25 protein-coding genes and 1 other RNA gene are annotated in these 23,740 nt (G+C 39.8%); 8 read left to right on the top strand and 18 right to left on the bottom strand.

The annotated features are described in order from the left end of the window. Positions 1 to 41 precede the first annotated feature (41 nt). Positions 42 to 761 carry a tRNA (guanosine(46)-N7)-methyltransferase TrmB gene (gene trmB / locus ACLKML_RS10045; RefSeq protein WP_413285226.1) on the top strand — a complete coding sequence of 240 codons (720 nt, stop codon included), beginning with the start codon at positions 42 to 44 and terminating at the stop codon, positions 759 to 761. A 99-nt stretch (positions 762 to 860) separates the two neighbouring features. Here trmB and hemW read toward each other — a convergent pair whose 3' ends face one another. The 6 genes from hemW to ACLKML_RS10015 are packed head-to-tail and all read right to left on the bottom strand — an operon-like array spanning position 861 to position 5,099. Beyond that, the gene (gene hemW / locus ACLKML_RS10040) at positions 861 to 2,009 is read right to left on the bottom strand and encodes a radical SAM family heme chaperone HemW (protein ID WP_413285225.1); all 1,149 of its coding nucleotides are present in this window, start codon (positions 2,007 to 2,009) and stop codon (positions 861 to 863) included. Positions 2,010 to 2,012: 3 nt separating this feature from the next. Then, positions 2,013 to 2,612: an XTP/dITP diphosphatase gene (locus ACLKML_RS10035; RefSeq protein ID WP_317718724.1), complete on the bottom strand. Its 600-nt coding sequence runs from the start codon at positions 2,610 to 2,612 to the stop codon at positions 2,013 to 2,015. 35 nt (positions 2,613 to 2,647) lie between these two features. Then, complete coding sequence (yggU, locus tag ACLKML_RS10030; RefSeq protein WP_413285224.1) at positions 2,648 to 2,935, bottom strand: DUF167 family protein YggU; 288 nt, start codon at positions 2,933 to 2,935, stop codon at positions 2,648 to 2,650. Beyond that, positions 2,935 to 3,489 carry a YggT family protein gene (locus ACLKML_RS10025; protein WP_317718722.1) on the bottom strand — a complete coding sequence of 185 codons (555 nt, stop codon included), beginning with the start codon at positions 3,487 to 3,489 and terminating at the stop codon, positions 2,935 to 2,937. Before ACLKML_RS10025 ends, yggU begins: the two co-directional genes overlap by 1 nt. 56 nt (positions 3,490 to 3,545) lie before the next feature. Next, a complete protein-coding gene (gene proC / locus ACLKML_RS10020; protein WP_413285223.1) occupies positions 3,546 to 4,364 on the bottom strand; it encodes a pyrroline-5-carboxylate reductase in 819 nt (272 codons plus the stop codon). Positions 4,365 to 4,388: 24 nt separating this feature from the next. After that, the gene (locus tag ACLKML_RS10015) at positions 4,389 to 5,099 is read right to left on the bottom strand and encodes a YggS family pyridoxal phosphate-dependent enzyme (protein ID WP_413285222.1); all 711 of its coding nucleotides are present in this window, start codon (positions 5,097 to 5,099) and stop codon (positions 4,389 to 4,391) included. 24 nt (positions 5,100 to 5,123) lie between these two features. On the opposite strand from ACLKML_RS10015, the gene ACLKML_RS10010 reads away from it, so the two are divergent. Further along, positions 5,124 to 6,164, top strand: coding sequence for a type IV pilus twitching motility protein PilT (locus tag ACLKML_RS10010; protein WP_413285221.1), 1,041 nt, complete (start codon positions 5,124 to 5,126; stop codon positions 6,162 to 6,164). A gap of 50 nt (positions 6,165 to 6,214) precedes the next feature. On the opposite strand, the gene ruvX is transcribed toward ACLKML_RS10010, so the two are convergent. The 6 genes from ruvX to metK form a co-directional block, all read right to left on the bottom strand. Then, positions 6,215 to 6,646 carry a Holliday junction resolvase RuvX gene (gene ruvX, locus ACLKML_RS10005; protein WP_317718718.1) on the bottom strand — a complete coding sequence of 144 codons (432 nt, stop codon included), beginning with the start codon at positions 6,644 to 6,646 and terminating at the stop codon, positions 6,215 to 6,217. Further along, positions 6,646 to 7,209 carry a YqgE/AlgH family protein gene (locus tag ACLKML_RS10000; protein WP_317718717.1) on the bottom strand — a complete coding sequence of 188 codons (564 nt, stop codon included), beginning with the start codon at positions 7,207 to 7,209 and terminating at the stop codon, positions 6,646 to 6,648. The genes ruvX and ACLKML_RS10000 overlap by 1 nt, the downstream gene beginning before the upstream one ends. Positions 7,210 to 7,257: 48 nt before the next feature. Beyond that, positions 7,258 to 8,211, bottom strand: coding sequence for a glutathione synthase (gshB, locus tag ACLKML_RS09995; RefSeq protein ID WP_317718716.1), 954 nt, complete (start codon positions 8,209 to 8,211; stop codon positions 7,258 to 7,260). A 32-nt stretch (positions 8,212 to 8,243) separates the two neighbouring features. Further along, positions 8,244 to 8,975, bottom strand: coding sequence for a 16S rRNA (uracil(1498)-N(3))-methyltransferase (gene rsmE, locus ACLKML_RS09990; RefSeq protein ID WP_413285220.1), 732 nt, complete (start codon positions 8,973 to 8,975; stop codon positions 8,244 to 8,246). 116 nt (positions 8,976 to 9,091) lie between these two features. Continuing rightward, the gene (locus tag ACLKML_RS09985) at positions 9,092 to 9,595 is read right to left on the bottom strand and encodes a SprT family zinc-dependent metalloprotease (RefSeq protein ID WP_413285864.1); all 504 of its coding nucleotides are present in this window, start codon (positions 9,593 to 9,595) and stop codon (positions 9,092 to 9,094) included. Between the two features lie 161 nt (positions 9,596 to 9,756). Beyond that, positions 9,757 to 10,908, bottom strand: a complete 1,152-nt coding sequence (gene metK, locus ACLKML_RS09980) for a methionine adenosyltransferase (protein WP_413285219.1) — start codon at positions 10,906 to 10,908, stop codon at positions 9,757 to 9,759. 352 nt (positions 10,909 to 11,260) lie between these two features. On the opposite strand from metK, the gene tkt reads away from it, so the two are divergent. The 5 genes from tkt to mscS all read left to right on the top strand — a co-directional run bounded on the left by tkt (position 11,261) and on the right by mscS (position 18,305). Continuing rightward, positions 11,261 to 13,270 (top strand): transketolase, encoded by a 2,010-nt coding sequence (gene tkt / locus ACLKML_RS09975; RefSeq protein ID WP_413285218.1) that lies wholly within the window; start codon positions 11,261 to 11,263, stop codon positions 13,268 to 13,270. A gap of 202 nt (positions 13,271 to 13,472) precedes the next feature. Further along, the gene (gene epd / locus ACLKML_RS09970; protein ID WP_413285217.1) at positions 13,473 to 14,510 is read left to right on the top strand and encodes an erythrose-4-phosphate dehydrogenase; all 1,038 of its coding nucleotides are present in this window, start codon (positions 13,473 to 13,475) and stop codon (positions 14,508 to 14,510) included. A 128-nt stretch (positions 14,511 to 14,638) separates the two neighbouring features. After that, a complete protein-coding gene (locus ACLKML_RS09965; protein WP_413285216.1) occupies positions 14,639 to 15,802 on the top strand; it encodes a phosphoglycerate kinase in 1,164 nt (387 codons plus the stop codon). Positions 15,803 to 15,958: 156 nt separating this feature from the next. Continuing rightward, positions 15,959 to 17,035, top strand: coding sequence for a class II fructose-bisphosphate aldolase (gene fbaA, locus ACLKML_RS09960; RefSeq protein WP_413285215.1), 1,077 nt, complete (start codon positions 15,959 to 15,961; stop codon positions 17,033 to 17,035). A 409-nt stretch (positions 17,036 to 17,444) separates the two neighbouring features. After that, a complete protein-coding gene (gene mscS, locus ACLKML_RS09955; protein WP_413285214.1) occupies positions 17,445 to 18,305 on the top strand; it encodes a small-conductance mechanosensitive channel MscS in 861 nt (286 codons plus the stop codon). A gap of 98 nt (positions 18,306 to 18,403) precedes the next feature. Here the strand turns inward: mscS and ACLKML_RS09950 are convergent, their stop codons facing one another. Continuing rightward, positions 18,404 to 19,021 carry a LysE/ArgO family amino acid transporter gene (locus ACLKML_RS09950; protein WP_413285213.1) on the bottom strand — a complete coding sequence of 206 codons (618 nt, stop codon included), beginning with the start codon at positions 19,019 to 19,021 and terminating at the stop codon, positions 18,404 to 18,406. A gap of 115 nt (positions 19,022 to 19,136) precedes the next feature. Here ACLKML_RS09950 and ACLKML_RS09945 point away from each other — a divergent pair, with 115 nt between their 5' ends. Beyond that, complete coding sequence (locus ACLKML_RS09945; RefSeq protein WP_413285212.1) at positions 19,137 to 20,033, top strand: LysR family transcriptional regulator ArgP; 897 nt, start codon at positions 19,137 to 19,139, stop codon at positions 20,031 to 20,033. A 114-nt stretch (positions 20,034 to 20,147) separates the two neighbouring features. On the opposite strand, the gene serA is transcribed toward ACLKML_RS09945, so the two are convergent. From serA to ACLKML_RS09920, 5 genes are all read right to left on the bottom strand, one after another. After that, a complete protein-coding gene (serA, locus tag ACLKML_RS09940) occupies positions 20,148 to 21,377 on the bottom strand; it encodes a phosphoglycerate dehydrogenase (protein ID WP_413285211.1) in 1,230 nt (409 codons plus the stop codon). A 219-nt stretch (positions 21,378 to 21,596) separates the two neighbouring features. After that, complete coding sequence (gene rpiA, locus ACLKML_RS09935; protein ID WP_413285210.1) at positions 21,597 to 22,253, bottom strand: ribose-5-phosphate isomerase RpiA; 657 nt, start codon at positions 22,251 to 22,253, stop codon at positions 21,597 to 21,599. A gap of 264 nt (positions 22,254 to 22,517) precedes the next feature. Then, positions 22,518 to 23,102, bottom strand: a complete 585-nt coding sequence (locus tag ACLKML_RS09930; RefSeq protein WP_413285209.1) for a 5-formyltetrahydrofolate cyclo-ligase — start codon at positions 23,100 to 23,102, stop codon at positions 22,518 to 22,520. A 3-nt stretch (positions 23,103 to 23,105) separates the two neighbouring features. Next, positions 23,106 to 23,291, bottom strand: a non-coding RNA gene (gene ssrS / locus ACLKML_RS09925) — 6S RNA. Positions 23,292 to 23,350: 59 nt separating this feature from the next. Then, a complete protein-coding gene (locus ACLKML_RS09920) occupies positions 23,351 to 23,647 on the bottom strand; it encodes a cell division protein ZapA (protein ID WP_413285208.1) in 297 nt (98 codons plus the stop codon). Positions 23,648 to 23,740 lie beyond the last annotated feature (93 nt).

The following is a 23,740-nucleotide window of genomic DNA, read 5'->3' as shown; positions in this document are numbered from 1 at the left end:
GATAATCCACGCTTTGATTGAACAATGAACAGGCAAATCTAATGAGCGAAGTAACGACAAACGAATATACTGACGATGGCAAATTAGTTCGAAAAATACGAAGTTTTGTTCGTCGCGAAGGACGCTTAACAAAAGGCCAAGAAACGGCCTTAAAAGAATGTTGGCCAACAATGGGCATTGATTATCAAAATCAGTTGCTAGATTGGCAGCAAGTTTTTGGTAATAATAATCCTGTTGTATTGGAAATAGGTTTTGGTATGGGGGCTTCTTTAGTTGAAATGGCTAAAAATGCACCAGAGAAAAATTTCATCGGAATAGAGGTTCACAGCCCGGGTGTGGGGGCTTGTTTGAGTGCGGCTAGTGAGGCGGGAGTGACTAATTTACGTGTAATGTGTCACGATGCCGTGGAAGTGTTCGCGCATATGATTCCAGATAGTAGTTTAACAACATTACAACTGTTCTTTCCGGACCCTTGGCATAAAAAACGTCATCATAAGCGTCGTATCGTTCAACTTGAATTTGCTGAAATGGTTCGTCAAAAATTAATTGTCGAGTCAGGTGTTTTTCATATGGCAACTGATTGGGAAAACTACGCAGAGCATATGATAGAAGTCATGAACCAAGCGCCTAATTTTAGCAATATCGCGATAGATGGTGATTATATTGACCGTCCAGAAGATAGGCCTTTAACTAAATTTGAAGCACGAGGACACCGATTAGGTCATGGTGTTTGGGATATTAAGTATAAACGCATTGGGTAAATGGAAAGAAAGCTTGGGATAAACTCTCAAGCTTTCTTTTATATACAGTTGCTAGCTATATGACATAAATTTATTAGCTATATGAACCATACCGACTAACTACATAAATCCGGCTAATAAATCATTTAAGAATAACTTTCCTTTTTTCGTAACTTGCCAATCTTCATGGTTGTCTTGTATAAAACCTTGCTCAACTGCCCAGTCTATAGTTGGTTGAATAGTCTCGATAGCTAGCCCAGTGGTTTGTATGAAATCTTGTTTTGGGCAAGCCTCAATGAGTCTAAAGCGGTTCATGAAAAACTCAAATGGTCGCTCTTCGCTTTTGACTACGGTTTCGGAATCAAGATAAGGGTTAATGAGATTTAAATAACCTTTTGGATGTTTGACTTTAGTGGTTCTAAGGATTCGACCATCAGAAAAACTGAGCTTTCCATGCGCCCCACAACCAATACCTAAATAATCACCAAAACGCCAGTAATTGAGATTGTGTTGGCATTGATAACCTGGTTTGCTGTACCCCGATGTTTCATATTGAATATAACCAGCATCTGAAAGCTTTTTATGCCCTAAATCAAAAATATCCCATAGCTGATCATCATCTGGCAATATTGGCGGTTTGGAGTGAAAAAGAGTATTGGGCTCAATCGTTAATTGATACCAAGAAAGGTGAGGAGGATTAAGTTCAATTGCTTTTTCTAGATCGGTTAATGCTTGTTCAATACTTTGATTTGGTAAACCGTGCATCAAATCTAAATTGAAGCTATTGAGGCCGATTGTATGAGCTAATTCAGCCGCATTTACTGCCTCTTCTTGGCCATGAATTCGACCTAGTTTCTGTAATTTTTCTTGCTCGAAACTCTGTACGCCAATTGAAATACGAGTCACGCCTTCTTGCTGATATTGTTTGAATCGTTCTGCTTCAATTGTGCCCGGATTGGCTTCCAAAGTTATTTCAATATCGTTTTTAAAAGCAATGCGCTGCTGAATTTTTTTTAATAAACGGCCAATTTCACTTGGTGAAATCAAACTCGGTGTTCCACCACCAATAAAAATAGAATGAAGTGGTCTGCCATCGCCTTGAAGTTGAAAGCGACAAATATCTTGTTCGAGATCTTCGATTAAGGCATCAATGTATTGTTTTTCTGGGATGCTACTTTTCAACGCGTGAGAGTTGAAATCACAATAAGGACATTTTTGAACACACCAAGGAATGTGTACATAAAGGCTAAGGTTAGGTGGGATTAGCATAAATTATTGGTCACTACTTAGTGTGGCGAATAATTGTTTAAGTGCTTTTCCTCTATGAGAGAGTTGTTTTTTTTGTAACGAATCCAACTCTGCTGAGGCGCATTGCATTTCAGGTACCCAAAATACTGGGTCATAACCGAATCCATTGCTGCCACTTGCTTGGGTAAGAATTTTACCTTCCCATTTTCCGTGACAAACGATTGGTGTTGGATCGTGTTCGTGTTTCATAAAGACGAGTACGCAGTGAAAACGTGCTGTTCTTTGTGGTTCTGGCACATCTTTCATCTCAACCAATAACTTTTCTAAGTTAGCCTTATCGGTTGCATCCTCACCAGAGTAGCGAGCAGAGTAAATACCAGGTGCACCTAAAAGATAATCCACTTCAAGTCCAGAATCATCGGCAATGGCTGGTAACCCGGTCTCTTTTGCAGCGTGTCGAGCTTTAATAATGGCATTTTCAATAAACGTTGTCCCTGTTTCTGCTACCTCAGAAACATTAAACTCACTTTGAGGCAGTACGTTAAAGCCAAACTCTGAAAGCAAATTAGCCATCTCTTTGACTTTGCCTTGGTTACCTGTGGCTAATACTAGTTTTTTTGTCATGATTTTATTTTCGTCCTGTATTCATTATTAAAGCACTACAAGAGTGCTTTAATAATGTCTGGAATATGTATTGGAGCACTTATGCGAACTTGTTTATGCCGCCCAAGTTGCCCTTTTTCTATATGAATATGGCTTTTGGCAACCTTAAACTGCTTAGATAAATACTTAGTTAAATGTGAATTAGCTTTACCGTCCACAGGTGGTGCTGTTATCGCTATTTTAAGCTCTTCTCCATGTAAACCGACAATAGCGTCTCTGCTGGCTTTCGGTTGGATATAGAGCTTAAGAACAAGATCATTACAATCTTGAGTTATTGCTGACATTACAATTGGTACCAAATTGGACCAATAATATCGCCCATTAAGAAGTTAGCGAATTGCAATATAATAAATAGCACTAATACGCTTAAATCGAATCCTCCCATATCAGGGAGAAACCGACGAATTGGGCCTAACATTGGTTCTGTTAATTGATGAAATACGTATTCAATTGGACTGCGCCCCTGACTTACCCAACTTAAGATAGCTCTCAATAGTAAAACCCAGAACAGTAAACCACCTGCAGCTTTAACCAAAGCCAGTAGACCGAAGAATAAGAAGTCTAAGCTAAACACTAATGTACCGTTGGCTATCAGTATTAAGGCGACGAATTTAATCACGCATAATACATAGGCAAAAACTAAGGTCGCCAAATCGATACTGCCAACCGATGGGATCACACGGCGTAGAGGTTTAATTATTGGTTGGGTTGCTTTAACAATAAATTGAGAAAATGGGTTATAGAAATCAGCACGAGCGGCCTGTAACCACAGCCTCAGAAGGACTATCATGATATATAAATCGATGACAGTGGAGACAAGAAAATTCATTGAGTTCATTATGCGCCCTTAAAATTGTCGCTAGTTGGTTTAACGGGATTTAGGTTTAATCGAGTTTAGAAAAGTTTTTCCATTTCTTCTGCTCTTGAAACGGCCGCTCGCATCGCTGTCGCGACTATTTCGGTTAATTTGTGTTCATTAAAAGAACGCAGCGCTTCTGCTGTTGTACCACCTTTTGATGTTACTTGTTCTCTTAATGTTGCTATATCGATATCGGCGTTGGCGACTACCATTTCGGCTGCGCCAAGTGCCGATTGTTGAACCAATAATCTGGCGGTGTGTTCATCGAACCCTTGAGAAATCGCTTCACGTTGCATCGCTTCCATAAATAAGAAGAAATACGCAGGAGCGCTGCCAGCTGCAGCAATTACATTGTTTATACCTGATTCTTGTTCCACCCAACATATTTCACCAACAGCTTGCATCAGTTGACCTGCAAAAATCTTATCTTCTTCACTGACCGAATGGGTTGCGTATAAACCACTCATGCCTTTATTAACCAGCGCAGGCGTGTTAGGCATAACACGAATAAGATTTACTTCTGTTTTTAAGTATTGGTTAATTCTTTCGGCTGAAATACCTGCTGCAACAGAAATAATAAGTTTATCAGATAGGTCAATATCCGTTAACCCGAGGCAGACCGATTCCATTACTTGTGGCTTTACTGATAAAACTATTACGTCAGCGTTATTAGCTGCATCGACATTATCTGTAGTGGTATTGACTCCGTACAATGAATTTAGTAAATCGCGTTGTTGTTGGTGTGGATTTGTTGCTGTGATATCACTCGAATTATATCCGCTTGAGGTTAGACCCGCGATAATGGATCGTGCCATATTACCAGCACCAATAAAGGCAATTTTTCTATTTTTCATATACGGACCTTATCCTTGTTTAAATTAAGATTTGTTTGAGTAATCTCTTGCGCCAAATATTGCAGTACCAATGCGTACCATTGTGCTGCCTGCTTGAATAGCGGCTTCCATATCGCCACTCATTCCCATTGATAGTGTATCTATGTCGTTATATTGAACTGCAAGCTTTTGCTGTAATACAGATAATTGATTAAAAGCATGTAGCTGTGATTGATAGTTAGATACATTTTCAGGAATCGACATCAATCCTCTTAAGGTGAGGTTGGGAAGGGAAGAAATCAACTCAGCTAACTGAAAAACTTCCGATTCGTTCGTGCCAGCTTTTGATTGTTCGCCACTGGTATTAACCTGAATTAATACTTGTAATGGTGGAAGGTGCTCACTTCTTTGGCTGCTTAGGCGTTGGGCTATTTTGGCGCGGTCAACAGAATGAATCCATTGGAAGTTTTCTGCAATTAATTTGGTTTTATTCGATTGAATAGGACCAATGAAGTGCCATTGTAGTGAGGGACCTTCATTTAGATCTGAAAAATATTGAATTTTTTCAACGCCTTCTTGAACATAATTTTCACCGAATGCTATTTGACCTGCTTTTATTGCTTGAGCTACTGCATCAATCGGTTTGGTTTTGCTAACGGCTAAAAGTTGCACTGAGTTTGGTGTTCGTCCGCATTTTTGCTCGGCAGTACGAATTTGACTTAGAGTTTGTTCAATATTTGTTTGAATACTATTCATAATGGACTTCAATAAGGAATTTATATGGGTATCACAGAGTTATTAGCTTTTAGTGTAAAACATAATGCGTCAGATCTACATCTTTCAGCTGGCGTTTCTCCTATGATACGCATTGATGGAGAGGTTAGGAAGTTAGATAAGCCATCTTTGAGTGATTCTGAAGTACATGATGTATTACTTGAGGTTATGAGCGAGGCACAACAGAAGGAATTTGCACAAAAACTAGAAGTGGATTTTTGTTATGATATTGCTTCAATTGGCCGATTTCGTGTCAATGCTTTTCATCAAAAGCGAGGATGCGCCATTGTATTTCGCAGCATTCCTGTCGATATTCCTACGTTGGAGGCTTTAGGCTGTCCTAGTATTTTTAGTCAAATATCGATAAGGGATAGTGGGTTGATACTGGTGACAGGCCCGACCGGTTCCGGTAAATCTACCACGGTTGCTGCTATGGTGAATTTTATAAACCAACACCTTAATAAGCATATTTTAACCATTGAAGATCCAATTGAATTTGTGCATTCAAATATTAAATGCCTTATCAATCAGCGTGAGGTTCATAGCGATACACATGGTTTTAAAGTGGCTCTTCGTTCAGCGTTACGAGAGGATCCTGATGTCATTTTAGTAGGAGAGTTAAGAGATCAAGAAACTATAAGCTTGGCATTAACCGCCGCAGAAACAGGGCATTTAGTTTTTGCGACCCTACATACTAGCTCTGCAGCCAAAACTATCGATAGAGTGATTGATGTGTTCCCGGGTAATGATAAGTCGATGGTGCGTAGTATGCTTTCTGAATCGTTAACGACAGTAATTGCTCAGAAGTTACTAAAGAAAAAATCGGGTGGACGTGTCGCTTGTTATGAAATCATGATGGCGACACCTGCTATTCGAAATCTGATTCGTGATAACAAAGTGGCGCAAATGTATTCGATTATTCAAACAGGTTCTGCATCAGGCATGATCACAATGCAACAAAGCGCCAATAAGTTACTAAAGAATGGCGTTGTTGATGCACAAGAAGTCAGTAAAAAGATAGGGTCTGATGCGATAGCATTTATTTAAGTCTATGTATTTAAACTATTGCATCGTTAATATTTAGACCATTAAATTATTCAAGACCACTGTGCTTCAAACCAGCTTTGTAATATAACTACCGCAGATTGGCAGTCAATATTACCTTTGTTTAGAGCCTTATATCCTCCCATTTCAAACAAGCTCGCTCTTGCTTCTGCAGTTGATAAACGTTCGTCATGCATTTCAACAGGATAACCAAATCGACCGTGCAGCCGATTGGCAAATTTTTTCGCTCTAGGAGTGATGCTATCTAATTCTTTGCCATGCAAATCGGTTGGCAACCCGACGACAATAAGATCGGGTTGCCACTCCTTGAGTAATTTTTCTATGTTGTCCCAATTGGGGACTCCATCGTTAGCTTTAAATGCTTTTAATGGCGTAGCCGTTCCCGTTATGTCTTGCCCTATCGCACTGCCGATACTTTTGGTACCAAAGTCAAAAGCGATAATGGTTCTTGAATTTTTACTCATTAAGCATGCCCTGCATTAATGGAAAGTTGACTTGGTTCTACACCTAACATTTTTACCGCAGCTTGCCAGCGTTCCTCTATTGGTGTTTGATAGATAACTTCTGGATCAGCTTCAACGGTTAACCAAGAGTTCTCGGCTAATTCATTCTCCAACTGGCCAGCAGTCCAACCTGCATAACCTAACGCGACAATATAGTGTTTAGGTTCTGCTTCTGTACCTAAAACGCTAAGAATATCTTTTGATGTGGTGACACTTATATGTTCTGTCATCTGAATGCTCGATTGGTAACTATCTTTTGGCTCATGGAGTATAAACCCTCGATCTTCAGATACAGGGCCACCACTTAAAACGGTCGCTTGTAAACTTTCTTTATGTACTCTGGGATGGACGGAATCTACATCCACTTTGTCAAGCATTCCACCTATAGTCAGATTAATAGGTGCGTTGACAATAATTCCCATTGCACCTTCTTTGTTATGCTCACAGATGTAGATAACAGAACGCTCAAATGGGCCGTCTGTTAATCCGGGCATTGCTACTAAAAAATGATTGACTAAATTCATATAAATTCCTGTCTCCCTTTGTACTGTTACCTTTTGTGGGATAATGACTTAATTATGTTCTTTTACCCGACGCTCAATTGCATCCATTAGTTTGCCCGTAATTGATATATCAAAGGCGGCCTCAATTTCTTTAATGCAAGTAGGGCTGGTTACGTTGATCTCGGTTAACTTGTCACCAATGATGTCTAAACCAACAAAGATGAGCCCTTTCTCTTTTAATGTTGGGGCGACAGCAAGCGCTATTTTCTTATCGGTTTCACTCAGTGGTCTTGCTTCTCCTCGTCCGCCTGCTGCGAGGTTGCCTCGTGTTTCTCCTTTAGCAGGAATACGAGCTAAGCAATAAGGCATTGGCTCTCCATCAACAATCAATATTCGTTTATCACCATTGCTAATATCAGGGACAAAAGTTTGTGCCATTGCGTAGGTTTGACCGTGATTAGTCAGCGTTTCAATGATCACTGAAATATTTGGATCGCCTTGTTTTACTCGGAATATAGAAGCACCACCCATACCATCAAGCGGTTTTAAAATGACATCACCATGTTGCTGTTGAAAGGCCTTAATTTTTTCTGCTTTTCTAGTCACAATGGTCGTTGGTGTTAGTTCTGGGAACCATGCGGTAAATAATTTTTCGTTACAGTCACGTAGGCTTTGTGGTTTGTTAACAATTAAAGCGCCGTTTTGTTCTGCACGCTCTAAAATATAAGTGGCGTAGATATATTCGGTATCAAAAGGCGGATCTTTTCTCATCAATACCGCATCTAGTTCAGATAATTCGATGGTTTGTTCTGAAGTAAATTCGAACCATGATGCTGGATCTTCTTTTAACGTCACTACTTTAGTATCGGCAATAGCGACACCTTGCTCTAAATGAAGATCATTCATTTCCATATAGTGTATTTCATATCCGCGCTTTTGGGCTTCAAGCATCATGGCAAAGCTAGAGTCTTTCTTGATGTTAATGGATGTAATTGGATCCATTACTACGCCTAATTTGATCATTTCATGTTCCTATTTTTAAGGTGGCCGATATATTAACCAAGATCGCCAAAACGAACTTGTAATGCAGTGATTGCCGTTAGTGCGGCTGTTTCTGTTCTTAGTACTCTAGGGCCTAATATTGTTTCTTCAAACTGATGATTGTTGGTCATGGCGATTTCTTTTGCTGATAAACCACCTTCTGGTCCTATTAGTAATCTTACTTTTTCTACCGGTTCAGGAAGAGTATTAATACTGTACTTTGCTCTAGGATGAAGGTTAAGTTTTAGCCCAGACTCATTTTCTGCACACCATTGTTCTAGCTGCATAATGGGACGAATGGTTGGAATTTTATTTCTGCCACTCTGTTCACAGGCTGCGATCGCAATTTTTTGCCATTGATGCAGTTTCTTTTCAAATCTTTTTTGATCCAATTTTACACCGCATCTTTCTGATATTAGTGGCGTAATTGTGTTAACGCCAAGTTCAACCGATTTTTGGATGGTAAATTCCATCTTATCTCCTCTAGATACCACCTGGCCTAAATGGATATCTAATGGGGATTCAGCACTGTATTCAATTCTTTGCGTTATCTCTACTAAAACAGACTTTTTACTGACTTCTACTATGTTGGCCGGGAACTGCGCATTGGTACCATCAAATAAGATGACTTCCTGCCCGGGTTTCATTCGTAATACTCGACCCACATGGCCGACGGCATCTTCAGCTAAAGCGAGGATGCCTAATTTTGCTATAATTTCTGGATGATAAATTCTCGGTACGCGCATGGATAGGGCCCTGAATATAAAACTCTTTTGTTAAGATGGATGCGTTTGATGCAAAAAACAAGGGTATTGATACAGGTTGTTTGTCTAAGATATTCCTGATTAGTCTAGTAAACGATTTAGGTTAGTTGTATACCGGTATATATCAATTCCTGTCGGCATTGCCTGCAATGATAGCGTGCTTGACCTTTTTGCGCTTTGTTGTGCCGACGGATAGTTAAAGCATAAATATCGCAATGACATTTATATTCATAAGTACGCCCTTGAACCGAGGTGATTTCAAAAGTATGAGTGGTTTTTGCTGCAAGAGAAAAAACACGCTCCATCACCATTTTCCATTCTTTTCCGTGTGGCTTTACTCGACCAAATAGCGCAAAGGTAATCAAATGTGCTAATTCATGAGGAATAACCTCATGTAAGAATTGCTGTTGATTTTCATTAAATAATACCGGATTAAGACGAATTTCCCAGAGTTGTAATAGTGCTTTTCCGGCGGATTTTCCTCGCAGTTTAAAATTAATGCTCGGTACTGGAAAGTGTTGTTCAAAATATTGATTGGCTATAGAAACGTAGTGGCGTAATGCTTGCTCGGCTTGCTCACTGAGTAGAAAAACTTGCTGTATGTTGGCCAAAGAAGACTCCAAAAAAAACGCCTCAGGTTAATCTGAGGCGTCAATTATAAAGCGAATTTCATGTGATGACTATTTTGAAGTTTGTAATTTATTGTAAAATTACAGTCTATTAAAAAACGTTCATCTATCAGAAATGCACAACATCTCGAAAGTTACAGTCCAGCGAAATCACGTAGGAGCTCTGCTTTGTCAGTCGCTTCCCAAGGGAACTCTTGACGGCCAAAGTGTCCGTAAGCTGCCGTTTTTTTGTAGATTGGTTGCAGTAAATTTAGCATTTCTTGTAAGCCGTATGGACGAAGATCAAAGTACTGACGGACGGCTTGAATAATAACATCGTGAGAGACTTTTTCTGTACCGAACGTTTCAACCATAATAGATGTTGGATCAGCTACACCAATAGCGTAAGAAAGTTGGATTTCACAACGATCAGCTAGACCTGCGGCAACAATATTCTTAGCAACATATCGTGCTGCATAAGCAGCACTACGGTCAACTTTTGAAGGATCTTTACCAGAGAATGCACCACCACCATGGCGAGCTGCACCACCGTATGTGTCAACGATAATTTTACGACCGGTTAGGCCACAGTCACCCATTGGGCCACCGATAACAAAGCGGCCTGTTGGGTTGATAAAGAATTTAGTCTCTTTATTAAGCCACTCAGAAGGAAGTACTGGTTTGATGATTTCTTCCATTACTGCTTCACGTAAATCCGGCGTAGAAATTGATTCACAATGTTGCGTTGAAAGTACTACTGCATCAATACCGACGATTTTGCCTTGATCGTACTGGAAAGTAACTTGGCTTTTTGCATCTGGACGTAACCAGCTTAATTGGCCATTTTTACGAACTTCAGCTTGTTTTTGTACCAATAAGTGAGAGTAAGTAATAGGAGCAGGCATTAATACTTCAGTTTCATTGGTTGCGTAACCAAACATAATACCTTGGTCGCCAGCCCCTTGATCTTTAGGGTCACTTTTATCAACCCCTTGATTGATGTCAGGAGATTGTTTACCAATAGTGTTTAGTACTGCGCAAGAGTCAGCATCAAAACCCATGTCGGAGCCTACGTAACCGATCTCACGAACGGTTTGACGAGTAATTTCTTCAATATCTACCCAAGCGGATGTTGTTACTTCGCCACCCACCATAACCATGCCTGTTTTTACATAAGTTTCACAAGCTACGCGTGCTTTAGGGTCTTGCTCTAAGATTGCGTCAAGAACTGCATCAGATATTTGATCTGCGATTTTATCTGGATGACCTTCTGATACAGATTCAGAAGTAAACAGGTGCTTAGCCATAATAGATAGCTCCGTTATTAAAACGTTAAAAAAAGATGCAAACAATGCATCTTTCAAAATAGGATAAATGTTCAGTGCGAAACTCTATTTTAATAGGCGTTTCTACATCTAGACGTCTATTCTAGTATTTGCAGTTAGAAATACAAGTTTTTTTTGAGGTGGATCATAAAGTGCTGATATTTCTATTTGCGAACTTTGAGTTCGTAGTCTTAAAAACTGGGGCCTTAGCACTATTCACTAAGGAAAGGATTGCAGTCCTAATTTTGCTTTGAGAGAATAGCGACCGCTATTAAATAGGATATAAATAGCGTTAGTTTATATTATTGAATTCGCTTACTTACCAGGAGCAGACATGCCTTCTCAACAACCTTCTCAGCAAGAGCTAGCAAACGCAATTCGCGCGCTTAGCATGGACGGCGTACAACAAGCCAACTCAGGTCACCCAGGCGCACCAATGGGGATGGCTGACATCGCTGAAGTACTTTGGCGTGGTCATTTAAACCATAACCCACAGAATCCACAGTGGGCAGATCGTGACCGTTTTGTGCTTTCTAACGGTCACGGCTCTATGCTGATTTATTCTCTGCTTCATTTGACAGGTTATGACTTGTCTATTGATGATTTGAAAAACTTCCGTCAATTACATTCGAAAACGCCGGGCCACCCAGAATATGGTTATGCACCTGGCATCGAAACCACGACTGGACCTTTAGGCCAAGGCATCACTAACGGTGTTGGTATGGCGTTGGCTGAAAAAGCTTTGGCCGCGCAGTTTAATAAACCTGAACATCAGATTGTTGACCATAATACTTATGTGTTTATGGGTGACGGTTGTTTAATGGAAGGCATTTCTCACGAAGCGTGTTCATTAGCTGGCACATTAGGGCTGGGTAAACTGATTGCTTTTTGGGATGACAATGGCATTTCTATTGATGGTGAAGTAGAAGGTTGGTTCTCCGACGATACACCTAAGCGTTTTGAAGCGTATGGTTGGCATGTTATTCCTGCCGTAGATGGTCATGATCCTGTGGCAATCAATGCAGCCATTGAAGTAGCAAAAGCGGAAACAGGCAAACCAACCCTGATTTGTACTAAAACTGTGATTGGTTTTGGCTCGCCAAATAAAGCGGGAACGCATGATTGTCATGGTGCACCTTTAGGTGCCGATGAAATCACGGCCACTCGTGAAGCTCTAGGCTGGAAGCATGGGCCTTTCGAGATCCCTGCAGATATTTATACTCAGTGGGATGCAAAAGAAGCGGGTTTAGCAAAAGAAGCGGCATGGAATGAGAAATTTTCAGCGTACGCGAGCGAGTTTCCAGAGCTTGCAGCAGAATATACCCGTCGTATAAACGGTGAATTACCTGCTGAATGGCAACAAAAAACCACGCAAATCATTGCTGATTTACAAGCTAATCCTGCCAATATCGCCTCACGTAAAGCGTCGCAAAATGCGCTAGAAGCGTTTGGTACTATGTTGCCTGAGTTTATGGGTGGCTCGGCTGACCTTGCTCCTTCTAACTTAACCATGTGGTCTGGTTCTAAATCTGTATCAGCAGACGATGCATCGGGTAACTATATTCATTACGGTGTTCGCGAATTTGGTATGACCGCCATTATGAATGGTTTAGCTCTACACGGTGGGTTTGTTCCTTACGGCGCGACCTTCCTTATGTTTATGGAATACGCTCGTAATGCATTGCGCATGGCTGCATTAATGAAAGTACAAAACATTCAAGTGTATACCCACGATTCAATTGGTTTAGGTGAAGATGGTCCAACCCACCAACCAGTAGAGCAAGTCTCTTCACTTCGTTTAACACCAAATATGAGCACGTGGCGTCCATGTGACCAAGTGGAATCGGCGGTAGCGTGGAAATTTGCGATTGAACGTAAAGATGGCCCAACCTCGCTTATTTTCTCTCGTCAAAATCTTGCACAGCAAGCCCGAACAGACGCTCAAGTCGCGGCTATCGCGAAAGGTGGTTATGTTTTAGTTGACTGTGATGGCCAACCAGAGCTTATCTTAATTGCGACTGGCTCAGAAGTTGAATTAGCGGTAGAAGCCGCGGCGCAATTGAGTGCAGAGGGTAAAAAAGTCCGCGTTGTTTCTATGCCGGCAACGGATGTGTTTGATAAGCAAGATGCCGCTTACCGTGAATCGGTATTGCCATCTGACGTAAGAGCACGTGTTGCAGTCGAAGCAGGTATTGCTGATTACTGGTACAAATACGTAGGCTTTGATGGTCGTGTTATTGGTATGAATAGCTTCGGTGAATCAGCACCAGCAGGTGAACTGTTTAAGATGTTTGGTTTCACTGTAGACAACGTAGTTAACACAGCCAAAGAAGTACTTGCTTAATTATTACTACAAATAATTAACAGCGATTTATTCAATGGTTATAGATAGCATAGCAATTGAAATGCTATCTAATTGAAACTCAGCTGAGTTAAGTGATCATTATTTATTGAACCGAGCGTAATGCTCGGTTTTTTTATGCATGCGATTTTAATTAAGATCCCGTATTATCCGTGTTCAAGTTTTAGGGATGAGAGTGTAGTTGATGTTGAGAATTGCGATTAATGGATTTGGCCGGATAGGGCGTAATGTGCTGCGTGCATTGTATGAAAGTGGAAGAAACGACAAGATTCATGTTGTTGCGGTCAATGAGTTGGCACAACCGGATGCGATGGCGCATTTACTGCAATATGATACCAGTCACGGTCGATTCGAAAAAAAGATCAGCAATGACCAACAGCACATTTTTATCCATCATAAGAATGGAGAATTTGATTCAGTTAAAATTCTTCATCTAGCTGATATTGAGTTACTTCCATGGAGAGATCTTGAGGTTGATATTGTTTTAGATTGCACCGGTGTTTATGGCAATCGAGAGCATGGCTTACAGCATATTGCCGCAGGCGCTAAAAAGGTCCTTTTTTCTCATCCAGGAGCCAATGATCTGGATAATACGATTATTTATGGTGTTAATGAGCAATCTTTATTACCGGAGCATCACATTGTATCTAACGGTTCTTGTACTACAAATTGTATAGTGCCGATTATTAAAGTGCTAGATGAGGCATTTGGTATCGATTCGGGCACGATTACCACTATTCATTCATCAATGAATGATCAACAAGTGATTGATGCTTATCATTCTGATCTTCGCCGAACTCGAGCTGCAAGCCAGTCTATTATTCCTGTTGATACAAAATTACATAAAGGCATAGAACGAATATTTCCGAAATTTTCTAACAAATTTGAAGCGATATCGGTTCGAGTTCCTACTGTTAATGTAACAGCAATGGATTTAAGCGTTACAATTAATACAAAAGTGAAAGTTAATGACGTAAATCAAACCATCATACAGGCATCTCAGTGTACATTACGTGGCATTGTTGACTATACTGAAAAGCCGCTAGTTTCGATCGATTTCAATCATGATTCGCATAGTGCGATTGTGGATGGTTCTCAAACTAGGGTGAGCGATGGTCGTTTAGTAAAAATGTTAGTTTGGTGCGACAACGAATGGGGTTTTGCCAATAGAATGCTAGACACCGCAATAGCGATGCTTTCATGTGAAGAGCAAGGTTTATAAATAATTTATTTACGCAGTAAAATAAATTGATATTATACTCACAAGAGAAGTAGCTAAAGAATTTCTACGCTTGGTATAATACCGAGCTATACAAACTTTCTTAAATTTATCAATCGAGAGGACAAACCATGTCTGTAATCAAGATGACTGACCTGGATCTAGCAGGTAAACGTGTATTTATCCGTGCGGATCTCAATGTGCCAGTAAAAAATGGCAAAGTAACTTCTGATGCACGTATTCTTGCATCACTTCCTACTATTAAGCTATGCCTAGAAGCTGGCGCTAAGGTAATGGTTACTTCTCATTTAGGTCGCCCTACTGAAGGTGAATATGCAGAAGAGTTCTCTTTGGCTCCGGTTGTTAACTATCTTAACGATGCACTTGATTGTGACGTTAAATTAGCCAAAGAATATTTAGATGGCCTAGAACTAAACGCAGGCGAGTTGGTTGTTCTTGAGAATGTCCGCTTTAATAAAGGTGAAAAGAAAAACGAAGAAGCGCTATCTAAAAAATATGCAGCGCTTTGTGATGTATTTGTAATGGATGCATTTGGTACCGCTCATCGTGCTCAAGCATCGACTCATGGTGTAGGTACTTATGCACCTATTGCTTGTGCTGGTCCTTTACTTGCTGCTGAGTTAGAAGCATTAGGTAAAGCGATGGATAATCCAGCTCGTCCACTTGTCGCTATTGTTGGCGGGTCTAAAGTGTCAACTAAATTAACCGTGCTTGAATCGCTATCAAAAATAGCGGATCAATTAGTTGTAGGTGGTGGTATTGCCAACACATTTATCGCTGCTGAAGGTCACAATGTAGGTAAGTCTTTATACGAAGCAGATCTTATTGAAACCGCTCAGAAATTAATGAAAGAGTGTTCTATTCCTGTCGCCACAGACGTTGCGTGTGCAAAAGCGTTTGATGAAAATGCAGAAGCTGAAATTAAAAATGTTGCCGATGTACAAGATGATGACATGATTTTTGACCTTGGCCCAGACTCAACAGCGGTACTGGCTGAGATTATTGGCAATGCAAAGACGATTCTTTGGAATGGACCTGTTGGCGTATTTGAATTTAAGAACTTTGAAGCAGGCACAGCTGGTATATCTAAAGCAATCGCAGATTCAGAAGGTTTCTCTGTTGCTGGTGGCGGTGATACTTTGGCTGCTATCGATAAGTTTGGTATTAAAGCCGATGTTTCTTATATTTCGACTGGCGGTGGTGCATTCCTTGAGTTTGTTGAAGGTAAAGTACTTCCTGCAGTAGCCATGCTAGAAGAACGTGCTAAAGCATAAGTATTTTTAAGGCGGAAGTTTACTTCCGCCTTTCTGTTTGCTGAGGTTGGTTATTTGTTGTTAGAATACCGTGCGTATAATTAGTAAACGATTGCTACATTTGTAAAAAAACTTGTAAGAAATTCATTTAAAACGACAGAAAATAGGACTCATTCCATGTCTAAGATCTTCGATTTCGTAAAACCTGGTGTTATCTCTGGTGCTGACGTACAGAAAGTATTTGAAGTTGCGAAAGAAAACAACTTCGCTCTACCTGCTGTTAACTGTGTAGGTACTGACTCTGTAAACGCAGTGTTAGAAGCAGCAGCTAAAGTTAAAGCGCCTGTTATTGTTCAATTTTCTAACGGCGGCGCTGCTTTTTTTGCAGGTAAAGGCGTTCCTTTAGAAGGCGCTGCTGGTCCTATTCTTGGTGCCGTTGCTGGTGCTAAATATGTTCACGCTGTAGCCGAATCTTACGGTGTTCCAGTTATTTTGCATACTGACCATGCAGCTAAAAAATTACTTCCTTGGATCGACGGATTACTAGATGCTGGTGAAGAGTTCTTTGAGCAAACAGGTAAGCCTCTTTTCTCTTCTCATATGATCGATCTTTCTGAAGAGTCTTTAGAAGAAAATATCGAGATCTCAGCTAAATACCTTGCTCGTATGGCTAAAATGGGTATGACGCTTGAAATTGAATTAGGTTGTACTGGTGGTGAAGAAGATGGTGTAGATAACTCTGATATGGATGCATCTGAGCTATACACTTCTCCTGAAGATGTTGCTTACGCATATGAAAAATTAGTAGCTATTAGCCCTAACTTCACTATTGCTGCTTCTTTCGGTAATGTTCATGGTGTTTATCAAGCAGGTAACGTTGTTCTTACTCCAACTATCTTGCGTGATTCTCAAGCATACTGTTCTGAAAAATTTGGCATTGCACCAAATGCACTTAACTTTGTATTCCACGGTGGTTCTGGTTCTTCTGAAGCTGAAATTCAAGAATCTATTGGCTACGGTGTAATTAAAATGAACATCGATACTGATACGCAATGGGCATGTTGGGATGGTATTCGTGAATACGAAGCTGCTAACCGTGATTTCCTACAAGGCCAAATTGGTAACCCAACTGGTGAAGCTGCACCAAACAAAAAATATTATGATCCACGTGTTTGGTTACGTGCTGGTCAAGTATCAATGGTTACTCGTCTTGAAAAAGCATTTGCTGACCTTAACGCTGTTGACGTTTTATAAATCAATCGTCTTTAATGCGAAAGTTATAAAAATAAATTATTTATAACGAAAATGATATAAACCGCTCTTTAAGAGCGGTTTTTTTACATCTCTATATTTCAAACTAAATAAAAATGAGCATGAATAGCAAAAATCAAGTTGTGGTGGTTAATGAAATGTGGTTTTTTTTAACAAATACTTAATTTCTCAATTAAGAGTCTAGATTTATTTTCTATAGATACGTATCTTAGCGTTCAATAGTAATTTATTTTTGATGTGACTGTTAACGCGTTGCTGTTCAGTATGAATATAATTGAATATAATAACAAATAACACTATCTACTTTAGAATTTAACAAAATCACAGCGTATCAATAATGTCTGTTGCTGCGAAAATGTGATTTTATAAAAGAAAACCTGAGGAAAAATTAATGGCAAGTGAAGAAATAACGATGGTAAATGTTACCGAAACCTTTTCGGTGGCTGAAAAGTGGTTTACTGATAATTCAGACTTACTAATTCAGTATGGTGTGAACATTATTTCAGCAGTTCTGATCCTTTTCATCGGTAATATTATTGTTAAAGCGATTGCAAATAGTGTAGCGAAAGTTTTAAACAAGAAAGAAATGGACAAAGCCGTTGTCGATTTTGTGCATGCTTTAGTGCGTTACTTATTGTTTGTTATTGTTTTAATCGCCGCTCTAGGTCGTCTAGGTGTGCAAACCGCATCGGTTGTTGCAGTTATTGGTGCGGCTGGTTTAGCGGTAGGTCTAGCGTTACAAGGTTCACTTTCTAACTTTGCTGCCGGCGTATTGATTGTTGCTTTCCGTCCATTTAAGTCGGGTGATTATGTTGAAATTGGTGGTGTAGCGGGTTCTGTTAGCTCTATACAAATTTTTCAGACCGTTTTAACTACACCAGATAACAAAATGGTTGTAGTTCCTAATGGCTCAGTTATTGGTGGAGCGATTGTTAACTATTCACACCACGATACTCGTCGTATCGATCATGTTATTGGTGTTTCTTATAGTGCTGATTTACAAAAAGCGAAAGCGGTTATCACTCGTGTTTTAGAATCAGATGAGCGTATATTAAAGCAGCCTGGTATTACGGTTGGTGTGGTTGCTCTTGCTGATTCATCGGTAAATTTTGTTGCTCGTCCTTGGTGTCGTACTGCAGATTACTGGGCAGTTTATTTCGATACACTACAAGCTATAAAAGAGGAGTTGGATAAAGAAGGTATTGAGATCCCATTCCCGCAAATGGATGTGCATTTAAATAAAGTTGATTAAGCTCATTAACCTTATTTGATAACATAGCCGAAAACGCTCCTTTTAGGAGCGTTTTTATATTCAATAGTCGATAATTAGATGTTGACTTTAACCACCTACTAATTAAAAAATTCTTTGCTAAGAGATATCGCAATTAACATCATAACGAGCGCAACAGTGAGATCTATTGCCATTTTTATTTTTGGTTTTGACAATGTATTTGCGAGTTTTGATGCGGCTATTGATAAGGAAAAAAACCAAACTAAAGACGCGATCATGGTTCCAACAGCAAAAGATAGCCGTTCTAAGCCAGTAAATTGACCACCAATTGAACCGAGAACCACTATAGTGTCTAAATAAACGTGGGGGTTCAATAACGAGACGGCTAATACTCCTATTATAACTGCACGCCGGCTTTTTATTGATAAGTTGGCATCAACCGCTTCGGTTTTGAATTGAAAAGCACTTTTTACCGATAGGTAACTGTAAAAAGTCAGGAATAATATCCCGCCAATGGTGACAATATTGAGTAATATTTCATTCTGAGAAAATAAGCTTCCTCCCCCAAATACACCTAACGATATGAGTAGTATATCGATTAGACTACATGTTGCCGCTGTCGTTAAATGATGGTTTCTTTTTATTCCTTGGTTAAGTACATAAGCATTTTGGGCTCCTATTGGAATAATCATACTAGCACCTAAACTAAATCCTTGAAAAACAATCCAAAAACTCACAAAAACCTCTGTCTTATTTTTAATTTCACCAAAGGATAATGAATTCTTTTTAATAAGTATATCTAATGATATTAATATATAATAAGTTTAACTTATTACTATCAGAGTGCCTTAAATGAGAGGTATAGATTATCGTTGGATTGTGGCACTTGATGCTGTGATTAGTTATCGAAGTTTTGATAAGGCAGCAAAGGTTTTATCTATATCGCAATCTGCAGTATCACAACGAATAAAACAGTTAGAGCAATGGGCTTCACAGCCAGTGTTGATCCGTGAACAGCCACCTAAGCCGACACTTACTGGTCAGAAGTTGTTAGGTCTGTATAGAAGAGTCTCTTTGCTAGAGCAAGATCTTCTTCCTGAGTTGATGAGTGAAGATGTAAAGGTTGCCGTTGATGTTTCTATTGCAACAAATGCGGATAGTCTTGCGACATGGTTGTTACCTAGTCTGGCTGATTTATTGAAGTCGTCTCAAATTGCTATAAATTTTGTGGTTGATGATGAAAATAGAACATTGGAAAAACTTAGAACAGGTGAAGTTGTTGGAGCAATCTCGGTAGATAATCGTTCCATACCCGGTTGTACTGCCGATTATTTAGGAGTAACGGAATACATTTGTGTCGCTAGTCCTGATTTTTGCCAACGATTTTTTGCAAATGGTGTATCACCAGAATCTTTGTTAGCAGCGCCAGCGGTAGTTTTCAATCAGCATGATCATATGCATGAACATTTCATTCAACAATATTTTTCGTTATCTATAAATAATGTGACTAAGCATACGGTAAGAAGTTCGGAAGCATTTGTTAAGATGACGACTTTAGGTGTGGCTTATTCTTTAATTCCTAAACTACAAATTGAACAAGAACTAAAACAAGGATTACTGGTTAATATCTCACCTGAATTTAGTATTGCAAATAAGCTGTATTGGCATCATTGGAATTTGGAAAGTGGCGTGTTGAAGAATTTATCAGAAGCTATTATTCAACATGCAAAGCATACCTTACCTCAATAATTTAATTACACTGACATCATTAAATCGCGGCTCAAAACAAAGATAGGAAAATAAAAAAGGCATCGTATTCGATGCCTTTACTTGCTTTGATTTAGCTAAAATGATGATAGATGATTAGTGTAGCAATCTTGCTCTAATCGTTCCTTCAATCTCTTTTAGTTTGACCAGTGCCTCTTCAGAACGGCTGGCTTCTACATCAATAACCACATAACCCATTTCAGACGTTGTTTGCAGGTATTGGCCGGTAATATTAATGCCTTCTTCAGCGAAGATGGTGTTAATTTGGGTCAATATACCAGGACGGTTTTCATGGATATGTAATAGTCTTGATGAACTTTTGTGTATTGGTAGTGATACTTCTGGGAAGTTGACTGATGACAGCGTTGAGCCATTGTCAGAGTATTTGGTCAGTTTACCTGCCACTTCAATTCCGATGTTCTCTTGTGCTTCTTGAGTTGAACCACCAACGTGAGGCGTTAGAATAACGTTGTCGAACTTCATTAATGGTGATTCAAATGGGTCAGCATTGGTTTTTGGCTCTGTTGGGAATACGTCAACAGCCGCACCGCTTAAATGTTTAGCCTCTAAAGCGTCGCAAAGGGCAGGAATATCAACCACAGTACCGCGAGCTGCATTGATAAAGATGGCCCCTGGTTTCATTTGAGCAAACTCTTCAGCTCCCATCATATTCTTTGTACCATTTGTTTCTGGTACGTGAAGCGATATAACGTCACATTGATTAAGAAGTTGTTCCATGCTTTGAACCTGGGTGACATTACCTAGAGAAAGTTTGTTTTCAATATCATAGAAGTAAACTCTCATCCCTAGGTTTTCTGCAATAATACCGAGCTGCGTACCGATGTGACCATAACCGATAATACCCAGTTTTTTACCGCGAGCTTCATAGGAAGCATCCGCTGATTTTTTCCAAAGACCGCGATGAGCGAGGGCATTTTTTTCTGGAATGCCACGTAGCATTAATAAAATCTGGCCTAGTACAAGCTCTGCAACACTACGAGTATTAGAGAATGGTGCGTTAAATACTGGAATACCTCGTTTTGCGGCAGCTTTTAAATTGACTTGGTTGGTTCCAATACAGAAACAACCGACAGCAACTAATTTATTTGCCGCTTGAAAAACTTCTTCAGATAGGTTGGTTCGCGAGCGAATACCGATAAAATGGACATCTTTGACAGCTTCTAATAAGTCTTCATCAGACAATGAACCTTTATGGTATTCAATGTTGCTATAACCTGCAGACTCAAACACTTCGACACTTGAAGGATGCAGACCTTCGAGTAGAAGAATTTTAATTTTATCTTTTTCCAGTGATACTCTAGCCATTAATTCTCGTCCTTAAAATGAGGGGGCTTTTCGGCACAATATAATAGTAAGTAACAGGCAGCACTTGTTTGTCTTAAATGCCAAACGATCCTGCTGTCTATTTTCTGACACCTAAATTATCAAAAAAAAAGATAAAAGGGTAAGAATATTACGGAATAAATAATAAAAAACGGCGCATATTTAGCACCGTTTGTTATCAAATTACGCAAAGGATTTACATTATTCTTCGATTTTTGCGCCTTCAGGCGTACCTGTTATAACTACATCGGCACCCCGGTGGGCAAAAAGTCCAACGGTCACCACACCTGCAATTGAATTAATCTGATCTTCAAGTTGTTTTGGCTCAGTGATTTTTAAACCATATATGTCAATGATTATATTGCCATTATCTGTTACAACGCCTTCACGGTAGGCAGGGTCTCCACCAAGTTTAACGATTTGGCGTCCAACATACGAACGAGCCATAGGGATAACTTCAACAGGTAATGGGAACTCACCTAGTACGTTAACGGCTTTTGTTCCGTCAACAATACAAATGAATTTGTCCGATATTGCTGCAACAATTTTTTCACGAGTTAGAGCAGCTCCACCACCTTTAATCATCTCTTTTGCTGGGTTAATTTCATCGGCGCCATCAACGTAAACATCCAGTTTATCCACTTCATTGCAGTCAAATATTTCAATTCCTAATGCTTCTAATTTTTTTGTTGAGTCATCAGAGCTAGAAACCGCACCTTTAATTTCATCTTTCATTGTTCCGAGAGCATCGATGAAGTGTTTAACTGTAGAGCCTGTACCTACACCGACAATGCTTCCTGCTTTAACATATTTTAACGCCGCCCAGCCAGCTTCCTTCTTCATTTCATCTTGTGTCATGATGTTCTCCAGAACGTGTATATAATTTATATACCCGTTATCCTTTAAGGTGCCTCTTTGTTGACCAAGCTACGCTCCTCAATCACATAATAAATTTATGCTCATGGGTTTTCGTTTGCTTGTCGCCTCAATGCAACTCCAATGATTTTGGGTATAGGGGGAATGTCAGCCGTTACGATTGGTTAAGCGAGCCCACTAATCATAATAGCTAGTTTAAGTGCGGAGAATTATAGCTGCTTATTCGGTCATTGCCCAATAGCATCCTTACCATTTCCATATTTTTGATGGTGTTGCGATGAAAGGCAGTGGAATGTCCCAACTTTCCGTTGGTACTTTGGCGATTTGTTGACAGTTATGAGCAATGCCTATAGGAATTGCGCCTTCGCCGGTTTTATGCCAATGAGCAAGGCTCCTATCATAGTAACCTCCGCCCATACCTAGCCGGTTTCCATACGCATCAAAAGCCACTAGCGGCGTGAATATGATATTAAGCTGAGCTATTGGTATAACCTTGCTTAGGTCTAATTTTGGCTCTGGTATTTTAAAGGCGTTTAATGTCATTACCGTGTTTTGTTCATAACGAAGAAAAAGTAAGTGACCTTTAGAAAATGGATGTAATACAGGTAGAAATACGTGTTTTCCTTGTTGCCATAAATATTCAATGACGGGCTTGGTGTCAAGCTCTCCATCGACAGATAAGTAAAGAGCGATATTCTTAGCGTGATTCAGTTTTGGTAAGCATTTGAGTTGAGCGAGAAGTTGTTTTGCTGCGCTAACCTGATCGAAAGAGGAAAGAGCGTTTCTTTGTTGTCTAATTTCTTTGCGTATCGCTAATCGTATATCTTGCATAGAGGATACCCCAGAGTGCCGTTGAGGATTAATGGCCCTTGAACCAGCTGGTTCAAGGCGGATCAGCAATGAATACCGTAGGCTTCTCGATACGAGCCGAGCTTGCTCAATAGTATTCAAGTACTAACCCTTGGGTATTGCTTATCGGCTCAGGGACTTAAATCCTGCTGACAAACACCCCAGGGTAAATTGGTTTAACGCTATTTCTGCTACTTACATTTTACTTACTCAGTCTAATGACCAAGGTTTTATTTTTCTGGACTAAGAGCTTCATCGAGTGATGCACTTAGCTGTTCAAGGCGTTTCGTTATTTGTTCTTGACCATTGTCTTTTTCACTTTTTATCTGCTGCAATTCATAGCAAATATTCAGTGCGGCAATAGTAAGTAGCTTTTCTATATTTGATACTTTAGTCCGCTCAGTCATTTCTTGCAATCGATTATCAAGATCCTGTGCAGCTTGACGTAACGAGTCCTCTTCCCCTGCCGGGCAATTTACTCGGGTCAGTTTGCCCAATATTTCAATTTCAACTGCATTATTACTCATAATGAATGAACTCTTATCACTTAATAACTCAAACTCAGGTGTTGGGTTATTATTTGTTTCATCGTAGAGCAAGCACTATAGAAAATGCTCTCT

The sequence above is a fragment of the Vibrio sp. MA40-2 genome (assembly GCF_047302445.1).
Taxonomy (GTDB): Bacteria; Pseudomonadota; Gammaproteobacteria; order Enterobacterales; family Vibrionaceae; genus Vibrio.
Note: the sequence above shows the minus strand (reverse complement) of the source record. Positions and strands in the feature narration are given on the sequence as shown.